The 16,854-nt window shown below is 34.6% G+C and carries 19 protein-coding genes and 4 tRNA genes; all 23 read right to left on the bottom strand.

The window, feature by feature from the left end:
- Positions 1-224: 224 nt before the first annotated feature.
- The 23 genes from rplL to ACQY29_RS07255 all read right to left on the bottom strand — a co-directional run bounded on the left by rplL (position 225) and on the right by ACQY29_RS07255 (position 16,850).
- Positions 225-593: a 50S ribosomal protein L7/L12 gene (gene rplL / locus ACQY29_RS07365; protein WP_428224578.1), complete on the bottom strand. Its 369-nt coding sequence runs from the start codon at positions 591-593 to the stop codon at positions 225-227.
- Positions 594-644: 51 nt separating this feature from the next.
- Positions 645-1,148: a 50S ribosomal protein L10 gene (rplJ, locus tag ACQY29_RS07360; protein WP_428224577.1), complete on the bottom strand. Its 504-nt coding sequence runs from the start codon at positions 1,146-1,148 to the stop codon at positions 645-647.
- A gap of 25 nt (positions 1,149-1,173) precedes the next feature.
- Positions 1,174-1,863, bottom strand: a complete 690-nt coding sequence (rplA, locus tag ACQY29_RS07355; RefSeq protein ID WP_428224576.1) for a 50S ribosomal protein L1 — start codon at positions 1,861-1,863, stop codon at positions 1,174-1,176.
- A 6-nt stretch (positions 1,864-1,869) separates the two neighbouring features.
- On the bottom strand, positions 1,870-2,310 hold the full coding sequence (gene rplK, locus ACQY29_RS07350) for a 50S ribosomal protein L11 (protein WP_428224575.1): 441 nt from the start codon (positions 2,308-2,310) through the stop codon (positions 1,870-1,872).
- Between the two features lie 64 nt (positions 2,311-2,374).
- A complete protein-coding gene (gene nusG, locus ACQY29_RS07345; RefSeq protein ID WP_428224574.1) occupies positions 2,375-2,926 on the bottom strand; it encodes a transcription termination/antitermination protein NusG in 552 nt (183 codons plus the stop codon).
- Between the two features lie 8 nt (positions 2,927-2,934).
- The gene (secE, locus tag ACQY29_RS07340; RefSeq protein ID WP_428224573.1) at positions 2,935-3,132 is read right to left on the bottom strand and encodes a preprotein translocase subunit SecE; all 198 of its coding nucleotides are present in this window, start codon (positions 3,130-3,132) and stop codon (positions 2,935-2,937) included.
- Between the two features lie 15 nt (positions 3,133-3,147).
- Positions 3,148-3,219 (bottom strand) — tRNA-Trp (locus ACQY29_RS07335).
- A 54-nt stretch (positions 3,220-3,273) separates the two neighbouring features.
- Complete coding sequence (tuf, locus tag ACQY29_RS07330; protein ID WP_428224572.1) at positions 3,274-4,461, bottom strand: elongation factor Tu; 1,188 nt, start codon at positions 4,459-4,461, stop codon at positions 3,274-3,276.
- Positions 4,462-4,516: 55 nt separating this feature from the next.
- Positions 4,517-4,588 (bottom strand) — tRNA-Thr (locus ACQY29_RS07325).
- A 73-nt stretch (positions 4,589-4,661) separates the two neighbouring features.
- A tRNA-Tyr gene (locus ACQY29_RS07320) sits at positions 4,662-4,742 on the bottom strand.
- A 129-nt stretch (positions 4,743-4,871) separates the two neighbouring features.
- Positions 4,872-4,945 (bottom strand) — tRNA-Thr (locus ACQY29_RS07315).
- Between the two features lie 97 nt (positions 4,946-5,042).
- The gene (hpf, locus tag ACQY29_RS07310; RefSeq protein ID WP_428224571.1) at positions 5,043-5,345 is read right to left on the bottom strand and encodes a ribosome hibernation-promoting factor, HPF/YfiA family; all 303 of its coding nucleotides are present in this window, start codon (positions 5,343-5,345) and stop codon (positions 5,043-5,045) included.
- A gap of 40 nt (positions 5,346-5,385) precedes the next feature.
- Positions 5,386-6,279, bottom strand: coding sequence for a tyrosine-type recombinase/integrase (locus ACQY29_RS07305; RefSeq protein ID WP_428224570.1), 894 nt, complete (start codon positions 6,277-6,279; stop codon positions 5,386-5,388).
- Between the two features lie 87 nt (positions 6,280-6,366).
- A complete protein-coding gene (rpsU, locus tag ACQY29_RS07300; RefSeq protein WP_428224569.1) occupies positions 6,367-6,561 on the bottom strand; it encodes a 30S ribosomal protein S21 in 195 nt (64 codons plus the stop codon).
- Between the two features lie 75 nt (positions 6,562-6,636).
- Positions 6,637-7,050, bottom strand: coding sequence for a hypothetical protein (locus ACQY29_RS07295; protein WP_428224568.1), 414 nt, complete (start codon positions 7,048-7,050; stop codon positions 6,637-6,639).
- Positions 7,051-7,248: 198 nt separating this feature from the next.
- Positions 7,249-8,421 carry an acyl-CoA dehydrogenase family protein gene (locus ACQY29_RS07290; protein WP_428224567.1) on the bottom strand — a complete coding sequence of 391 codons (1,173 nt, stop codon included), beginning with the start codon at positions 8,419-8,421 and terminating at the stop codon, positions 7,249-7,251.
- 29 nt (positions 8,422-8,450) lie between these two features.
- Positions 8,451-9,347, bottom strand: a complete 897-nt coding sequence (locus tag ACQY29_RS07285; protein WP_428224566.1) for a ComEA family DNA-binding protein — start codon at positions 9,345-9,347, stop codon at positions 8,451-8,453.
- Positions 9,348-9,349: 2 nt separating this feature from the next.
- Positions 9,350-9,571, bottom strand: a complete 222-nt coding sequence (locus tag ACQY29_RS07280; protein ID WP_428224565.1) for a PspC domain-containing protein — start codon at positions 9,569-9,571, stop codon at positions 9,350-9,352.
- A 182-nt stretch (positions 9,572-9,753) separates the two neighbouring features.
- A complete protein-coding gene (locus ACQY29_RS07275) occupies positions 9,754-11,028 on the bottom strand; it encodes a DUF2851 family protein (protein ID WP_428224564.1) in 1,275 nt (424 codons plus the stop codon).
- 302 nt (positions 11,029-11,330) lie between these two features.
- Positions 11,331-11,903, bottom strand: coding sequence for a zeta toxin family protein (locus ACQY29_RS07270; protein WP_428224563.1), 573 nt, complete (start codon positions 11,901-11,903; stop codon positions 11,331-11,333).
- Entirely contained in the window at positions 11,903-13,264 is a 1,362-nt protein-coding gene (locus ACQY29_RS07265) for a pyridoxal-phosphate dependent enzyme (protein WP_428224562.1), read from the bottom strand. Before ACQY29_RS07265 ends, ACQY29_RS07270 begins: the two co-directional genes overlap by 1 nt.
- A gap of 121 nt (positions 13,265-13,385) precedes the next feature.
- The gene (locus ACQY29_RS07260; protein WP_428224561.1) at positions 13,386-15,305 is read right to left on the bottom strand and encodes a putative porin; all 1,920 of its coding nucleotides are present in this window, start codon (positions 15,303-15,305) and stop codon (positions 13,386-13,388) included.
- A 63-nt stretch (positions 15,306-15,368) separates the two neighbouring features.
- Positions 15,369-16,850, bottom strand: coding sequence for a RagB/SusD family nutrient uptake outer membrane protein (locus ACQY29_RS07255; RefSeq protein ID WP_428224560.1), 1,482 nt, complete (start codon positions 16,848-16,850; stop codon positions 15,369-15,371).
- Positions 16,851-16,854 lie beyond the last annotated feature (4 nt).

The raw sequence follows: 16,854 nt of genomic DNA, 5'->3' as shown, positions 1-16,854 counted from the left end.
GAAAACACTATTTATAAAACAATGTATACTTCTTTTAACAACCAATACATCTCAAGAAATAAAATGAAGTAGAGTTTTAGTTCCGCCTTCGTATTGGTCAAAAATTTTTTTGTTTTAATTTACGTAAGTATAAACTTAAAAATAAAAATTTATTATACGTAAAATGGTTTAGGCCTTTGGGTGCTTTACCCAAGGCCTAAACCTTTATGCTATACTAAGAAAGCTTATTTAAGCTCAACTACAGCACCAGCTTCTTCTAAAGCTTTTTTCAAGCCTTCAGCTTCATCTTTAGAAACACCTTCTTTAACGTTAGCTGGAGTTGAATCTACTAAATCCTTAGCTTCTTTTAATCCTAAACCAGTTAATTCTTTAACAGCTTTAACTACTCCTAATTTAGAAGCACCAGCATCTTTCAATACAACTGTAAATTCAGTTTGCTCTTCAGCAGCAGCATCACCACCACCAGCAGCAACTACAACTGCAGCAGCAGCAGGCTCGATACCATACTCATCTTTTAAGATTGTAGCTAATTCATTTACTTCTTTAACTGTTAAGTTTACTAATTGTTCTGCGAATTGTTTCAAATCTGCCATTTTTTCTATCTTTTAATGATTTTGTAATATATAAATTTAATAGTGCGCTAATTATTCAGCTGTCTCCTCACCTTTTTGCTCTGCATTGTTAAGTAAAGCAGAAAGGATACGTTTTGCTGGAGACTGTAACAACATGATGATATCTCCGATAACTTCTTCTTTCGATTTAAGAGCCGCTAACGATTCTAATTCTTTATCACCGATGTATACTTCTTCATTAATGTAAGCTCCTTTTAATACAGGCTTATCACTTTTTTTACGGAATTCTTTGATTACTTTAGCTGGAGCATTTGCAACGTCTGCAATTAAGATAGACGTGTTTCCTTTTAAAGCAGTTGGTAATTCACCAAACTCTTTATCAGAAGCTTCCATTGCTTTAGCAAGTAAAGTATTCTTAACAACTTCCATTTTGATACCAGCTTTAAAACAAGCTCTTCTCAAGTTTGAAGTAGTTTCTGCATTTAAACCAGAAATATCTGCTAAGTAAACGATATTAGTTCCAGCTAACTGTGCAGTTAAATCTTGAATCGCTAATGATTTTTCTTCTCTAGTCATGATACTAAAATTTTTTAACTACCAATTAAACAGCTTTAGGGTCTAAAGCGATCGCTGGACTCATAGTACTTGATAAGTGGATAGACTTAATATAAGTACCTTTTGCAGCAGTTGGTTTTAATTTAATTAATGTTTGAATGATTTCGTGAGCGTTCTCTTGGATTTTCTCAGCATCGAAAGATACTTTTCCGATAGCCGCATGAACGATACCAGTTTTGTCAACTTTAAAGTCAATTTTACCAGACTTCACTTCTTCTACAGCTTTACCTACTTCCATAGTAACTGTACCTGTTTTAGGGTTTGGCATTAAACCACGAGGTCCTAAAATACGACCTAATGGACCTAATTTACCCATAACTGCTGGCATAGTGATGATAACATCAACATCTGTCCAACCGTCTTTAATTTTTTGCAAGTACTCATCTAAACCAATGTAGTCAGCACCAGCTGCTTTTGCTTCAGCTTCTTTATCTGGAGTAACCAAAGCCAATACTCTTACATCTTTACCTGTACCGTGTGGTAATGAACATACACCTCTAACCATTTGATTCGCCTTACGAGGGTCTACTCCTAATTTAACAGCGATATCAACTGATTCATCAAATTTTGCAGAAGCAACTTCTTTGATTAATGCAGAAGCATCTTTTAAAGAATAAGCCTTATTCTTCTCAATTTTAGAAGCAGCAACTTTTTGCTTTTTCGTTAATTTTGCCATTTTCTCTTAGTTTAAAGGAGAATCTCCAGTTACAGTAATACCCATAGATCTAGCTGTCCCAGCTACCATGCTCATTGCTTTTTCAATTGTGAAAGCATTTAAATCAGGCATTTTGTCTTCAGCGATCGTTTTGATTTGATCCCAAGAAACACTAGCAACTTTCTTACGATTTGGTTGCCCAGATCCTGATTTAATTTTTGCAGCTTCTAATAATTGAATTGCAGCAGGTGGAGTTTTTACAACAAAATCAAACGATTTGTCTTTGTACACAGTAATTTGTACTGGTAATACTTTGCCTGGTTTATCTTGTGTTCTAGCATTGAACTGCTTACAGAACTCCATGATGTTAACCCCAGCAGCTCCCAAAGCAGGTCCAACCGGTGGCGACGGGTTCGCAGCACCTCCCTTTACTTGTAGTTTAACTACTTTACTAACTTCTTTAGCCATTTTTAAAAAAAATTAAGCACATCGATCAATTGGAAGCGATTGATGTGAATTATATAAATAATTATTATACTTTCTCTACTTGAACAAAGCTTAATTCCAATGGTGTCTTTCTTCCAAAAATTTTCACCATTACCTCTAACTTACGTTTCTCTTCATTGATATTCTCAATAGTTCCATTAAAACCATTGAAAGGTCCATCAATTACTTTAATTGTTTCACCAACAGTATAAGGTATACCTCCATGATCAACTGTAGTCGATAATTCATCTACCTTACCTAACATACGGTTTACTTCTGCCTGTCTTAAAGGCACTGGATCCCCCCCTTTTACTTCACCCAAAAAACCAATTACACCAGTAATTGATTTGATAATATGAGGAATCTCACCTGTTAGATTAGCTTCAATCATAACATAGCCAGGGAAATAAACGCGCTCTTTACTGATCTTTTTCCCATCACGTACTGTAACTACCTTTTCAGTAGGCACTAATACCTGTGATATATAATCAGCCATTCCCACTCGATTAATTTCTTGCTCGATGTAGGATTTCACTTTATTTTCCTGTCCACTTACAGCTCTTACAACATACCATTTCTTCACGCTAGTCTCCGCCATAGTAATTTTTATCCTTTTAATAAATTGAAGAAACCTTCAATTGTTTTAGTAAAAACTTCATCAACTCCCCATGTAGCTAGTGCAAAAATAAATGAGAAGATGGCCACAACAATTGTTAATTTTTGAACCTCTTCCCACTCTGGCCAAGTCACATTTGACTTTAATTCTTCAAAAGCTTCCGCTATGTAATTCGTAACTTTGCTCATTTGTATTTTCATTAGCACGGGCGGAGGGATTCGAACCCCCATCAATGGTTTTGGAGACCACTATACTAGCCCTTGTACTACGCCCGTTTGTTAAGAAACCAGCAGCATATTACTGCTGGTTTTTTTATATATCAACTATAATTAGTCAACGATTTCAGTTACCTGACCAGCACCTACTGTTCTACCACCTTCACGGATAGCGAAACGTAAACCTACTGATAAAGCGATTGGTTGAAGCAACGTAACATTAATAGTTAAGTTATCACCTGGCATTACCATTTCAACACCTTCAGGTAAAGAGATAGTACCTGTTACGTCAGTTGTACGTACATAGAACTGAGGACGGTAGTTGTTATGGAATGGAGTATGACGTCCACCTTCTTCTTTTTTCAAGATATAAACCTCTGCTTTGAAGTTAGAGTGAGGTTTTACTGAACCTGGCTTACAAATAACCATACCACGACGGATATCAGCTTTGTCAATACCACGTAATAATAAACCTACGTTATCACCAGCTTCACCTCTATCTAAGATTTTACGGAACATCTCAACCCCTGTAATAGTAGAAGTTAATTTATCAGCTCCCATACCGATGATTTCAACTGGATCACCTGTATTAGCCACACCAGTTTCAATACGACCTGTTGCAACAGTACCACGACCTGTAATTGTGAATACATCTTCAACTGGCATCAAGAATGGTTTTTCGTTATCACGAACTGGCTCTTCAATCCAAGCATCAACAGCATCCATTAATTCAATAATCTTAGGAACCCAGTTAGGATCGTTATTTAAACCTCCTAATGCAGATCCTTGAACTACTGGACCATTATCTCCATCATAATCATAGAATGATAATAAGTCACGGATTTCCATTTCAACTAACTCTAATAACTCAGCATCGTCAACCATATCAACTTTGTTCATGAAAACAACGATACGAGGAATACCTACCTGACGACCTAATAAGATGTGTTCACGAGTTTGTGGCATTGGACCATCTGTAGCAGCAACTACTAAGATAGCACCGTCCATCTGAGCAGCACCAGTAACCATGTTCTTTACGTAATCCGCGTGACCTGGACAGTCAACGTGAGCGTAGTGACGGTTAGCAGTTTCATATTCTACGTGAGATGTATTAATAGTAATACCTCTTTCTTTTTCTTCTGGAGCGTTATCAATTTGGTCAAATGATTTAGCTTGACAGTAACCTGCATCAGATAACACTTTAGTGATCGCAGCAGTTAAAGTAGTCTTTCCGTGGTCTACGTGTCCGATAGTACCGATATTTAAGTGCGGTTTCGAACGATTAAAACTTTCTTTTGCCATTTTAATTAATTTTTAATCTTAGTTATAATAATAGTGTTCAAAAAAAATCTGTGTGAGCCAATGACGGGATTTGAACCCGTGACCTCTTCCTTACCAAGGAAGCACTCTACCCCTGAGCTACACCGGCGGTAAAGTCTTTGTTTCAGGTTCAATATTTCATGTTGACAAACTTGAAACTTGAAACTATATAACTTTTTTTGTGGGGAGAGCAGGATTCGAACCTGCGAAGGTTTCCCAACGGATTTACAGTCCGTCCTCGTTGGCCGCTTGAGTATCTCCCCGCCTTAATCTTTACATCCGATTTTCGGAGTGCAAATATATTTCATTTTTTTCAATATTCCAAAGAACCAGTAGATACTTTTTATTTTTTTTTATAAAAAAATCTAAAAAAAGTTCTTTACTTAAACCAGAGCCGATGGAGGGACTCGAACCCACGACCTGCTGATTACAAATCAGCTGCTCTAGCCAGCTGAGCTACACCGGCATTCAGTAAAAAAGTCCGCTATTTCTAACGGACTGCAAAGATATACATATATTTTAGTTATCAAAAACTTTTTTCAACTATTTTTATTTTTTTTCAATCAAGCATGCGCCCTTTGTTTTTCCTTACGCTTTACCAACAATCGCTCTAAAGCTTCAACCGACAAATCAATACCTTCTTCAAAAGATTTACACGTTTTTTTCACAACAAACTCATCTCCAGGAACAAGAATCTTAGCCTCTACAATTTTATTCTCTTTCTCACTGGTTTGCTCTACTTTCATAAACACATCAGCAGAAACTATTTTATCATAATACCTCTCTAACTTGTTTACTTTTTCATCTGTAAAAGAAATCAATTTTTTGTCAATGTTGAAATTAACCGCATGAACATTTACCTTCATAATAAAAACTTTTTAAGGTTAAACAAATCTCTAAAAAAAGTTATTTCACATTTCTAGGATGCGTCTTACTATACACCTCTTTCAATTCAGACAAACTGGATTGTGTATACACCTGAGTGGATGCCAAACTAGAATGCCCCAAGAACTCCTTTATCGAATTTAAATCAGCGCCCCGATTCAGCATGTGAGTCGCAAAAGTATGCCTTAACATATGCGGACTCTTTTTTAGCTTTTCCGAGACATTACTAAGATAACAATTTATTAACCTATAGACAAAAGTTTCATTCATTTTCTTTCCATTAGATAAAAGAAATAAATTATTCGCATCAATAACATTTTCCAAACCCTCTCGTTCTACTAAATAAGCTTTAATTTGTGAAGAAATTTCATCTAAGATCGGTATAATGCGTTCTTTTTTGCGTTTTCCTAAAACCTTAAGCACTCCAGCAGCTAAATCCAGATTAGACAATTGCAAATCAATCAATTCCGAACGACGCATTCCCGTGGTATATAACAAATCCACAATCAATTTATCACGCAAGCCCTCAAAACCCTCTTTAAAAGGCTGCAACAAAAGCGCGTTTTCCAACTCTTTTTCAGAAAAAGGCACTTGAACTTTCTTAGCTACCTTCAAAGACTGATGTTTCGCAAGTGGCGAAACCTTGAGCTGATTCGCCTTCAGAAGAAATTTATAATACGCTTTTAACGAAGCCACTCTGCGATTAACACTCACTGTTGACAAACCCGAATCAATCAACGAAACAATCCACGCTCGAATAAACACATATTCCACTTCCAACAAACCCACTTGGTATCGCTCCTGAACAAAACAAGAAAATACTTCTAAATCGCGTAAATAGGCACGAACCGTCAACAAAGAATAGTTTTTCTCTTTAAGCAAATAATCCTCAAATTGATTTATAAAATCCAACATAACCTCACAATATTTACAAAACAAAAAAAATCGTTAGCTAAAAGTACTACTTTTAAACTAACGATTTTATTGCAAGAAAATTAAATATTAATTTTCTACTGAATCTCTTAATCCTTGGATGTAAGCTGCTTTCTGAATCTGAGCTCTTCTAACCACTGATGGTTTTGTGAATTGCTGACGTGATCTTAATTGACGCACTACTCCAGTTTTATCGAATTTTCTTTTGTAACGTTTTAACGCTCTATCGATGTTTTCTCCGTCTTTAATTGGTATAATTAACATAATCTTGACACCTCCTCTCTTTTACGGGTGCAAACTTACAAATAAATAATTAATTAAAAAGAAAAAAAACAAAAATTAATTTTTTCTATCCATAAACCAAGTACCACTTCCAGTATAGTTAGCACCCGAACCCCAAGTTCCACTAGTAAACTTACCTGTTGAAGAATCATAATTAGCTTGAATAGAAAAAGTACTTCCTCCAGGAGTATTATAAGTATAGGTTGCTTTAAAAACATTCCCTACCAAAGTATATGTCCCAGAAGCCTTAGAAGCTATTGAAAGTGAAGCACCGTCAGCAACCATCATTTTACCATCAGCCTCAACAACCATTGAAAACCCACTATTTGGCTCATTTACTCCCGAACCATATTTTCCTACATAATACCCCTGCACTTGATATGTTGGAGGTATAGGCGCAGGACAATCATCATCTTTAGAACATCCTAATAACAACAAAAATACAAACGAATAAAAAAATAGTCTTTTCATAACTTAGTGTTTTTTTTTAATTATAACAACAAATTAACACTACTTTGACAGACTAACACAAATCAATCGTTGACTTTCAAAAAAAAACGACACAAACAACACGTTTACCTTTTTTAGTGAGTTAAATTAATAAATTATAGGATAAAAAAAAGAGGCCGTAAAAACACTACCTCTTTAATCACATTTATAATCAAACAATTATTTTTTTACCGCTGGCTGATAGCTTGCATTATCAATAATCATTTTGGATAAAATTTCTTTTAAAATTTCAGAAGTTCCTCCTCCAATAGGCCCTAAACGACTATCGCGTAACAAACGAGCTAATGGATATTCTTCCATATATCCATATCCACCTAGCATTTGCAAACAATCATAAATAGCTAAATCGGCCACTTTAGTTGATTTTAATTTTGCCATGGTAGCTTCTTTCACCACATACTCTCCTTTATCCAATCTCGCTACAGCGGCATAATTAAACAATTTGATATGTTCTACTTCTGTTGCATGCTCCACCATTGTATGGCGTAAAGCTTGAAACTTATTGATTGGACTACCAAAAGCTTCACGTTGCGACATATATTCTAAAGTATAATCAATAGCATATTCGGCCCTTGCATGCGCATTGATAGCCATGATTAAACGCTCTAAAGCGAAATGTTGCATGATATAAGGAAATCCTTTTCCTTCTTCACCCATTAAATTAGCCACAGGAATTTCAACATTATCAAAAGCTAACTCAGCGGTATCTGATGCTCTCCATCCTAATTTATCTAATTTAGTAGCAGAAATTCCAGGAGTTTTAGCATCAACTAAGAAAATACTGATTCCTTTATTTCCTAATTCTGGGCTTGTTTTAGCTGCCACAACGTAGTAATCCGCATACACGCCATTAGTAATAAACGTTTTAGACCCGTTGATTACATATTTGTCGCCTTTTTTCTCCGCTGTAGTACGCATCCCAGCCACATCACTACCTCCAAAAGGTTCTGTAATACACAATGCTCCTATTTTTTGACCTGCGATACTAGGGGCAAGGTATTCTTGTTTGATACGCTCATCACCTTCAGCATTCAAATGTGTCATTGCCAAATATGCATGTGCCCACATAGCTGCTGCGAAACCTGATGATTTGATTTTTTGTAATTCTTCTAAAAATATTACGGTATAAAATAAATCTAAGTTAGAACCTCCATAAGCTTCAGGATAATTCACACCGAAGAAACCCATTTCCCCGAATTTCTCCCAAATAAAACGCTCTATAGTTCCTGTTTTTTCCCACTTTTCGATGTGAGGAACAACTTCTTTATGCAAAAAATCACGAAAACTTTCCCTGAATAATTGATGATCTTCTGTAAAATAAATTGAATTCATAATGTTGTGTTTGTTCTTAAAAATAAGCCTTATTGTTTAAGGTCCAAATATAAGGCAATTATTTTTAGTTTCTCAACAGGGAACCCCTTAATTTTAACCAACTCATCCACAGACTGAAAAGCACCATTCATGCTCCGATAGAGGATAATTTCACGTGCTAAACCATACCGAATGTAAGGTACTTTCATCAATTCTTTTGTAGAAGCATTGTTAATTTCTACTTTTGAAATCACAGGCATGGTCTTTACCGCAAAGCGTTCATTGAGTGCTAAAACAACTTCTGGCGACAGTCCCCAAACATCTTTTAGTTGGTCCATTGCTACAAAACCGCCTAAGGCTTCTCTACTTTTCAAAATACGCTCCGAGATTACCTCGCCTATCCCAAAAACTTTAACTAAATCTTCTTTAGTCGCTTGATTTATATCTTTAATTTCAATTTTCTCTATTGGCTTATCCTTTTTATTTTCATACTTATAATTCACAAAAGCATATTGCAGATTGGTTGGCTTTCGTTGGTTTACCCAGTCAGGAAATTTGAAAAAGGGTGCTATTTTTTGTAATAAAGCATCAGAAACTATAGTCACTTTTTGAAATTCATCCGCAGAATTAATAAACTTACCTGTTTTACGAAACGCTAACAACCTGTCTATTTCTGCAACCGACATCCCTAATTTATACCCTTTATAATCGGTAATAAAATTAGGATTGAAAGGATATATCTTATAACCATCCTCTTCGTGGGTATTTTTTAAAGTATCAATTTGGGATTGAAGCGCCAACCATTCTTTTTCTTCTTGACTCACCCTTTCAGGTTTAGAAAAATCTAGGGTGAGATATAAAATTTGAATCAGCAATATAACTCCTACTAATAAGAGCAACCCTATGCGTTGATTTCGGGTATAATCGAAGTAGGCTTTCCATTCCATCGTTACAAATCAAAAACTGAAGTACGTTTAGCACGAACCAAATCTTTTAGTTTCATTACAAATCCTATTGTCAAATAGACCCCAAACCACAATCCGATAGTCACAAAAGAAATATAAATAAAAAACAATCGTACGCTATTGGCTCGCATTCCCAAACGGTCCGCTAATCGAGAAGCGATATGAAAGCCTTGACGTTCGAAAAAATATTTTAATTTGAGAATCATTTTTTTTGAGTTTTGAGTTATGAGTTTTGAGTTGTCTGTTGTCTGTTGTCTGTTGTCTGTTGTACGTTGTCTGCTATGCGCTATCTAAAATTAACGAAAGTAATTAGTCGTAAAACTTTTAAACTTTTAAACTTTTAAACTTTTAAACTTTTAAACTACCAACCTAAGAGTAAAGCTACAATTTATTTTTTACACTTCAAAAGTTCCAATCCAATTGTACAATGCAAACAGCGATTGGCATCACAATATTTATTTTTGAGTTGCAATAAGGCTTGTGATTCAAAAGCATTTTGAGCTTCTAGCCCAATTTGCCTGAAATGGGTTATGATACTATTATGCTCGGCTACAATTTCTTCTACCAAATCAAAGGAAAACTCATAATCTTCTTGCCCCTGCATTTTGGCATAGGCAAATTGAAAAGGGACTACGGTATTGATGACCAACAAATCTATAAATGATTTGGTTAATGCTTTTTCTTTTGCAACCGATTGTTTTTCAAAATTATAATGACTTTCCCAATATTCAGAAACAGAAGCTTGAAATAAGCGATAGAAACCTTTCAGATTTTTAGTTTGCATGACTTCAGAAAACAATTGCTTTTGCTGGTGATACAACTTTGCTAATTGCGCCAAACGAATAGTTGGGAAATTATCTGGACGTTGTCTAAAAAAAGCCACATTAGTGTTCAAAGGTGTTAGCAACTGATACTTAACACTTATATAGTCGTATAGAGCTAAAATATCTTTCGTATAAGTATCCTGTGGTTGCTGGGGTATTAACCCAAGTGTCCCGAAAAACAAAGCTTCTAAATAAGCAACATCAAAACTCTCTTTTCGAATGACAGAAAAAGGAAGGTGTTTTGCCATTTGTAAAAAAGCTTCCCCATTAGCATGCAATCCAAAATTTTTAGCCAAGAAACAGAAAAAAGTAGCTTCCCAATCGTTATTATTTTCTTGAAGTAGGGTTAGTATTGGCTGCACTTTTTCTTCCAAACGTTCAAAATACAATCGTTCCAACCAATTCTTCATTACAAATTGCGGAACATCTTGAATCCCGTATTCGCAATTAATCCAATTCTTTTTCTGTCTTAATTGTTCGTATTGCAATAAAACATCGCTGTCCACATAGTCTTGCAAGACTAACACGGGGATTTCCGTCTGGTCGCTACGATATACAGGCGCATCACATTCCCAAACAACATGCAGAATGACGTTATCATAGTTTACATCATTTTGATGATGGTGCGCATACCAATCGGAAGCTTTGAGGTGAATTTCTACATTACCCGCCCATTTTTGAGCGTCAATAAACATTTGGGCATTAAAAAAATCGGGACCTGCTTGTGGCAATTGCGACCCCACATGAGAAATTTGGAGTGTTTCTCCTTGTTGTGTTTTCAACGAAGTCAAATCAAACTTCTTATGTTGCCACACATAGTGCAAAAAATCTTCTTTCATAACTTGGCGTATACTATTACTATCGGCGTAAAAAGAATAACCACTTTTATATCAAAGCGTTACTCTTTATAAAGTTACAAAAAAATTGAATATAAAAAAAACACCTATTAAGAATTGATTCTTAATAGGTGTTTTTTAATCTTTACTATTTTCTTATTTCAGGGTATGAAATTCAGAAGCTTTTATGGTAACTATTTTACCGTTATGACATAAAACTAAGGATTGATTTTTTTCAATCTTTGACTTTATCATTCGTTTATGCGCCAATTTAATCCCTTTTATTAATTTGGAAGCTAAATCGTCTAGCTTTTTCTCACTATTTTTTGCCATATTTTTTCATCATAAATTTCTTGAAAACCAAATATTCCCTGAGCCAAAAGAGCTACTTCGTCATTTGAATTATCAAACAAATAAACTTTAGAAGACAAAGATACATAAATATTAAACAAATTATCTAACCCTCTAACATATCTCCTTTTGATAACATCTTTAGGAATATTACGCCCTCCTTCCTTTACCCTTGCCTTAACTCTCTTTACAGCTAAATCACTACTGTTTAACCAAAAATACAACAAATGTACTTGGTAACCACTATTTATAGCTTTCTGAAAAATCCCTTTGTAAGACTTAGTCGATAAAGTGGTTTCTAAAGAAAAAGTCTTCCCTTCTTTAATTAATTGAGCAATGCGTTCTAACATGATACGTCCTGCTTCAAAAGCAACAGATTCAGGCTCAAAAGGGGATAATCCTTTAGCTATTTCATCGGCATTTACAAAAACTTTACAATCTAATATTTCAGGTAGTAATGTATATGAAGCAGTAGTTTTACCCGCACCATTACAACCTGAAATCACATAGATTATTTTTTCTTGCATTATTTAATTGAATTGATAATATCGTGTTTGGTTATGATATGGTGTTTACCTTCTCCTAAATCTACTAAAACCGCTTGGTTTTCTTTAGTGATTAATTTAGAAACTTCCTCCACAGGAGTCCCTTTAGCCACTACTGGGAATGGAGCCCCCATCACTTCACGAATAGGACGTTCCGCCGTATTTTTATCAGAAATATAACTTTGGAACAAATCACTTTCATCTACTGAACCTACGAAACCGTTAACATCCACCACTGGAATTTGTGAGATTTTATGTTTACGCATTCTTTCAATAGCATGCGATACTAATTCTTCTGTACGAACAATTACCAATGGTTTTTCAATATGTTCCTTGATTAAATCTTCCGCTTTAGTTATTTCTTCTTCTAAGAAACCACGCTCACGCATCCAATCGTCGTTAAACATTTTACCTACATAACGGCTTCCTGAATCGTGGAATAAAACCACCACTACATCATCTGGCTTGAATTCGTCTTTTAACTGTAACAAACCTTTTACAGCAGCACCAGCAGAGTTCCCTACGAAGATACCTTCTTCTAAAGCAATCTTACGTGTATAAACCGCAGCATCTTTATCGGTTACTTTTGTAAAACCATCGATTAATGAAAAATCAACGTTTTTAGGCAAAATATCTTCTCCAATACCCTCGGTGATGTAAGAATAAATTTCGTTTTCATCAAAGATACCCGTTTCATGATATTTTTTGAAAACAGAACCGTAAGTATCAATTCCCCAAATTTTAATATTTGGATTTTTTTCTTTTAAATATTTAGCAACTCCAGAAATAGTTCCACCAGTACCTACCCCTACAACGAAGTGCGTAATTTTACCTTCTGTTTGTGCCCAAATTTCAGGCCCTGTTTGCTCATAGTGTGCTGTTGCATTACTTGGATTATCATATTGATTTACATACCAAGCATTAGGAGTTTCCTCAGCTAAACGCTTAGAAACCGAATAATAAGAACGAGGGTCTGTAGGCTCAACATCTGTAGGACAAACCACTACTTTTGCACCTACCGCACGTAAAATATCACATTTTTCCTTGGATTGTTTGTCCGAAATAACGCAAATAAGTTTATAGCCTTTGATGATTGCTCCAAGTGCCAACCCCATACCTGTATTTCCAGAAGTTCCTTCAATAATAGTTCCTCCAGGTTTTAAGCGACCATCCGCTTCAGCATCTTCAATCATCTTGATAGCCATACGGTCTTTTACAGAATTCCCTGGATTAAACGTTTCCACTTTTGCTAAAACTAACGCATCAATTTCAGCGGTTACTTTATTTAATTTAACTAAAGGAGTATTCCCAATAGTTTCTAATATGTTTTTTGCGTATTGCATTGTATTATATAAATTTAAATGTTCAAAAGTTTATGTGCTTAAAAGTAGTATTACTTATAAACGCAACAAAGTTAAGCATTGCGTTTTAAATTGCTGTTAAGTTTCATTAATCTCCAAAGAATTATTGAAAGAAATTCCATGCGATACCGAAACGTACTACAAAATCTTTATATGGATGATTCGGTGCTGCATAATATTTATATCCAGTAAAACTTGAATTGAAATGTTCCGCTTTTAAGAAAATGCGCGTTTGACGAATGCGTCCATTTACAAAGAAATCCATCATAGGATAATCTCCTATTTTTGTTTTATTTTGTGTATAAAAATCACTTAGCAAAGGATTATATCCATTAGCGTGGTAGGCCGTGAAATATTGAAAAGTGACACCCGTTTGTAAAAACAAAGCTTTCTTAAATAAATAATCGGAAAAATACAGCGTGTTACGTGTGACTAATTTGGGTACATTCAAAATAGCATCCTCTTGTGCTACTTGTTGAAACAATACCGTATTATCTAAAGCCCATTTTCTGAATTTAAACTCCTTTTGCGCTTTAACAGACATATAATTAATAGTACCCGCATATTGCTTAGGTGTAGTCAATAAAGTAACATCCGTAGTATCATCATTGCTAAAATAAATATGGTCGTTTAATACGGTAAACTGTGCCTCAGCAGACAACCACTGGGTGGTTGCATTGAATTTTAAGCTATTAATTTTTTCATTCTTAAAATTATTGAACCAATTATAGGCTACAAAATCACTTTGATACATGCTATGGTTCAAATCCGGTACTTTACTTAAATTTACATATTGAGCTGATAAAAAGTTTTTATCATCAAATGTATATTTTGCCGAAATATCTAAAGTGGAAAAAGTTTGTTTAGACAATCCTTTCGAAAATAAAGCTTCACCGCGTACTTTCCCTTTTAAATAAAAGTATTTTCCACCAAAACTTTGTAAGGAAAATTCATTTTTTGAAGGCACTTTCACTTGATTATTTTCAATTACGATTCGATCATAAAAATAATTAAATCGATTATCATCTACAAAGACATTAAACTTCCCGAATTTGGTGTTAGAAAAAGCAGCAATTAACTTATTATAAAGCATTGCAGAATTGGTCTGGTCTGAATAATTTTGATTTTCATAAGCCGCTCCGAAATACAGTGTATTTGAACCTTTCTCAAATCCAAAGCTTTTCTTTTCATAAATAAACTCATGCTCCAAAAAAACATTATTTGCGTTATCCTTCGAATTTATTCTGAAAAAATGATTCACAAAAAAACGTTTACCTTCAAAAATAGTTTTAGCATCATTTAATAAGATATTCATACGTGCTCTTTGCAAAAATTGACTATTGCCAGAAGAAAAGTCAGCAGCATTTAACAAACCGCCATTTTCTTGATTGGTAAAATCTTGAGAAGCAAAATGCAAATTAACTCCATATCTCTTATTAGTCGTTTGATAACTTGTTGTAAACCGAAAATTACCAGTACTTGAAAGCGAATTTAAATATTTACCCAACGATCTAAGCCCTTTATAAGCAACAGAAAAATTAAGATTTTTTGAAGTATTTAAGGTAATGAAAGCATCGATGTTTTGACCTTGTTCTAAAACAGTTTTAAAATACAATTCGGTTAAAGGAGTAGGAACCTGATAATAATAAATTTCATCAGCTGTGAGGTAATTGAAATATTTCCCTCTGAATCCAAAATTAGGATTACTATTAATTTTTTGAGCACCGAAATCGAGTATTGTATAAGTATGCCCATCATTAGCAAAGGGTAAAAGTCCGAAATTATCTTTTCTTAAAAAATTATGTTTATACTCACTTCGGATAGTAAGCGAGGTATCAACCAGTATGGTGTCTTTTTTAAAAGTGTATAATTTGTACCAATTATGAGGTGCTTTGGGGTTTTCTTTGGGGATCTCTCGAAGGGATTTACGTAATGAATCAACAGCCTCGCCTTTTAATATCGTTTGTGCTAACGAAACAGAAGAACAACAAAACAGAAGAACAGCAACATATATATATCTCATAAAAATAACAAAACTACATAAAAGTTATAAAAAAACCTCGCTAAGCGAGGTTTTTTAAATCAATTATAAGAATGGGTTAGCTAAAAACTCCGCTTGAGGAATTTCTAAAGTAAGCCTTGGATCATTATAAGGAATATCAACACCTTGGAAAGAAAGGTGGTTTGCCCCTCTATTAATTGTGGCTTTATTACGTTTCATAGCGTAATAACTTTTACCTTCACCCCATAACTCAATCCTAGTTTGTAAGTAAATTTCATTCAATAATGCAGCACCAGTTAAAGTATCAACAAACGAATAATCAGAACTTACAAGATAACGTTTACTTAATAAAGTTTTCAATTTATCAATAGCTTCAGATTCCATTCCTGTTTTCGCTGAATATTCAGCATATAACAAATACATTTCCTCAATTCTCATGAAAACAATATCCGTTTCTACAGTTCTCTGACCTCCTTCAACGCGATTTGGATGATAGAATTTATAGTAAGGTAATAAATATCTAGTAGCTGTAGGAGCAACTGAAGTATTAAATTGTTTTCTTCTTAAATCATTAGCAGGGATTTTATTAAATAAATTTCTATCCATTGCTTTACGATCTCCAGCCCATTGGTAACTATAAGTAAAAACATCCATCTGTCCCCACCATGAGATCAAATCGAAGCCCATGTCAGCTTTCAAATCAACTCCCCATAACCAACTTGTAGAGTTCAAATCATTAAAACCTCCTAAAACATCAGTGGTAGATAAAATAACCCCACCAGAGTTATTAATAACATCCAAAGCCAAATCACGCCCTTTAGCTAATGAAGTCGCATCACCTATGTACCCATAAGCATAAGCTGCAAGACCTTTAACAACATTCTGATCTAGAACTCCTTTATGAGGTCTTTGAAAACCATCTAGCAAAGAAATAGCATCCTGATAATCTTTAATTACCTGATCCATGACTTCTTTACATGTGTTACGAGGTTTAGATTCTACCTTCTTTGTTAACTTTAATACAATAGATTTTTGATTAGGAATATATTCATTTGCATACAATTGCTGTAGATTAAAGTAAGCAAATGCACGTAATGCTTTCGCTTGTCCCATAATCTGTTTTGCACCAGCAGTTGAAGGAACTACATCATTTCCTCCTTGAGCATCAATAACTGAATTTGCTCCAAAAATCATCCTATAATAGAATCTCCATGGTTTTGAATTCTCAGCACGCGTAAAATCTTCTGTAGCTGTTAGCTGAGTTAAATTTCTATACCATCCATATGTAGATCGTGATAATGCCATATCACCTGACAACATATCAGAATAAATATCGATTCCTTTTTGACCAAAATCATCATGATCTTCAGTACCACCGACACCATCTTTATACATAGTTGCGTAAATACCGTTTAAAAAACCATCAAATACAGAAGGGTCATAAGCAGCTACTTCACTAACTTGCTCAGGAGTTACAAATTCTGATGGCTTTGTATCTAAATAGTCTTGGGAGCAACCTACAAGGGTTAAACCAAATAATACTCCACCTATTATATGTTTTTTCATAAAA

Source organism: Flavobacterium sp. (assembly GCF_965262375.1).
Taxonomy (GTDB): domain Bacteria; phylum Bacteroidota; class Bacteroidia; order Flavobacteriales; family Flavobacteriaceae; genus Flavobacterium.
The sequence above is the reverse complement of the archived record's forward strand: the minus strand, read 5'-3'. Positions and strand labels throughout refer to the sequence as shown.

Coding starts and splice junctions, on each gene's coding strand:
- ACQY29_RS07270 (WP_428224563.1), bottom strand. CDS start 11,903: ATGCAAGAAAAAATAATCTATGTGATTTCAGGTTGTAATGGTGCGGGT.
- ACQY29_RS07285 (WP_428224566.1), bottom strand. CDS start 9,347: ATGGAATGGAAAGCCTACTTCGATTATACCCGAAATCAACGCATAGGG.
- ACQY29_RS07305 (WP_428224570.1), bottom strand. CDS start 6,279: ATGTTGGATTTTATAAATCAATTTGAGGATTATTTGCTTAAAGAGAAA.
- secE (WP_428224573.1), bottom strand. CDS start 3,132: ATGAGCAAAGTTACGAATTACATAGCGGAAGCTTTTGAAGAATTAAAG.
- ACQY29_RS07290 (WP_428224567.1), bottom strand. CDS start 8,421: ATGAATTCAATTTATTTTACAGAAGATCATCAATTATTCAGGGAAAGT.
- ACQY29_RS07260 (WP_428224561.1), bottom strand. CDS start 15,305: ATGAGATATATATATGTTGCTGTTCTTCTGTTTTGTTGTTCTTCTGTT.
- ACQY29_RS07255 (WP_428224560.1), bottom strand. CDS start 16,850: ATGAAAAAACATATAATAGGTGGAGTATTATTTGGTTTAACCCTTGTA.
- hpf (WP_428224571.1), bottom strand. CDS start 5,345: ATGAAGGTAAATGTTCATGCGGTTAATTTCAACATTGACAAAAAATTG.
- rplA (WP_428224576.1), bottom strand. CDS start 1,863: ATGGCAAAATTAACGAAAAAGCAAAAAGTTGCTGCTTCTAAAATTGAG.
- rplL (WP_428224578.1), bottom strand. CDS start 593: ATGGCAGATTTGAAACAATTCGCAGAACAATTAGTAAACTTAACAGTT.
- tuf (WP_428224572.1), bottom strand. CDS start 4,461: ATGGCAAAAGAAAGTTTTAATCGTTCGAAACCGCACTTAAATATCGGT.
- rplJ (WP_428224577.1), bottom strand. CDS start 1,148: ATGACTAGAGAAGAAAAATCATTAGCGATTCAAGATTTAACTGCACAG.
- ACQY29_RS07275 (WP_428224564.1), bottom strand. CDS start 11,028: ATGAAAGAAGATTTTTTGCACTATGTGTGGCAACATAAGAAGTTTGAT.
- nusG (WP_428224574.1), bottom strand. CDS start 2,926: ATGGCGGAGACTAGCGTGAAGAAATGGTATGTTGTAAGAGCTGTAAGT.
- ACQY29_RS07295 (WP_428224568.1), bottom strand. CDS start 7,050: ATGAAAAGACTATTTTTTTATTCGTTTGTATTTTTGTTGTTATTAGGA.
- ACQY29_RS07265 (WP_428224562.1), bottom strand. CDS start 13,264: ATGCAATACGCAAAAAACATATTAGAAACTATTGGGAATACTCCTTTA.
- rplK (WP_428224575.1), bottom strand. CDS start 2,310: ATGGCTAAAGAAGTTAGTAAAGTAGTTAAACTACAAGTAAAGGGAGGT.
- ACQY29_RS07280 (WP_428224565.1), bottom strand. CDS start 9,571: ATGATTCTCAAATTAAAATATTTTTTCGAACGTCAAGGCTTTCATATC.
- rpsU (WP_428224569.1), bottom strand. CDS start 6,561: ATGTTAATTATACCAATTAAAGACGGAGAAAACATCGATAGAGCGTTA.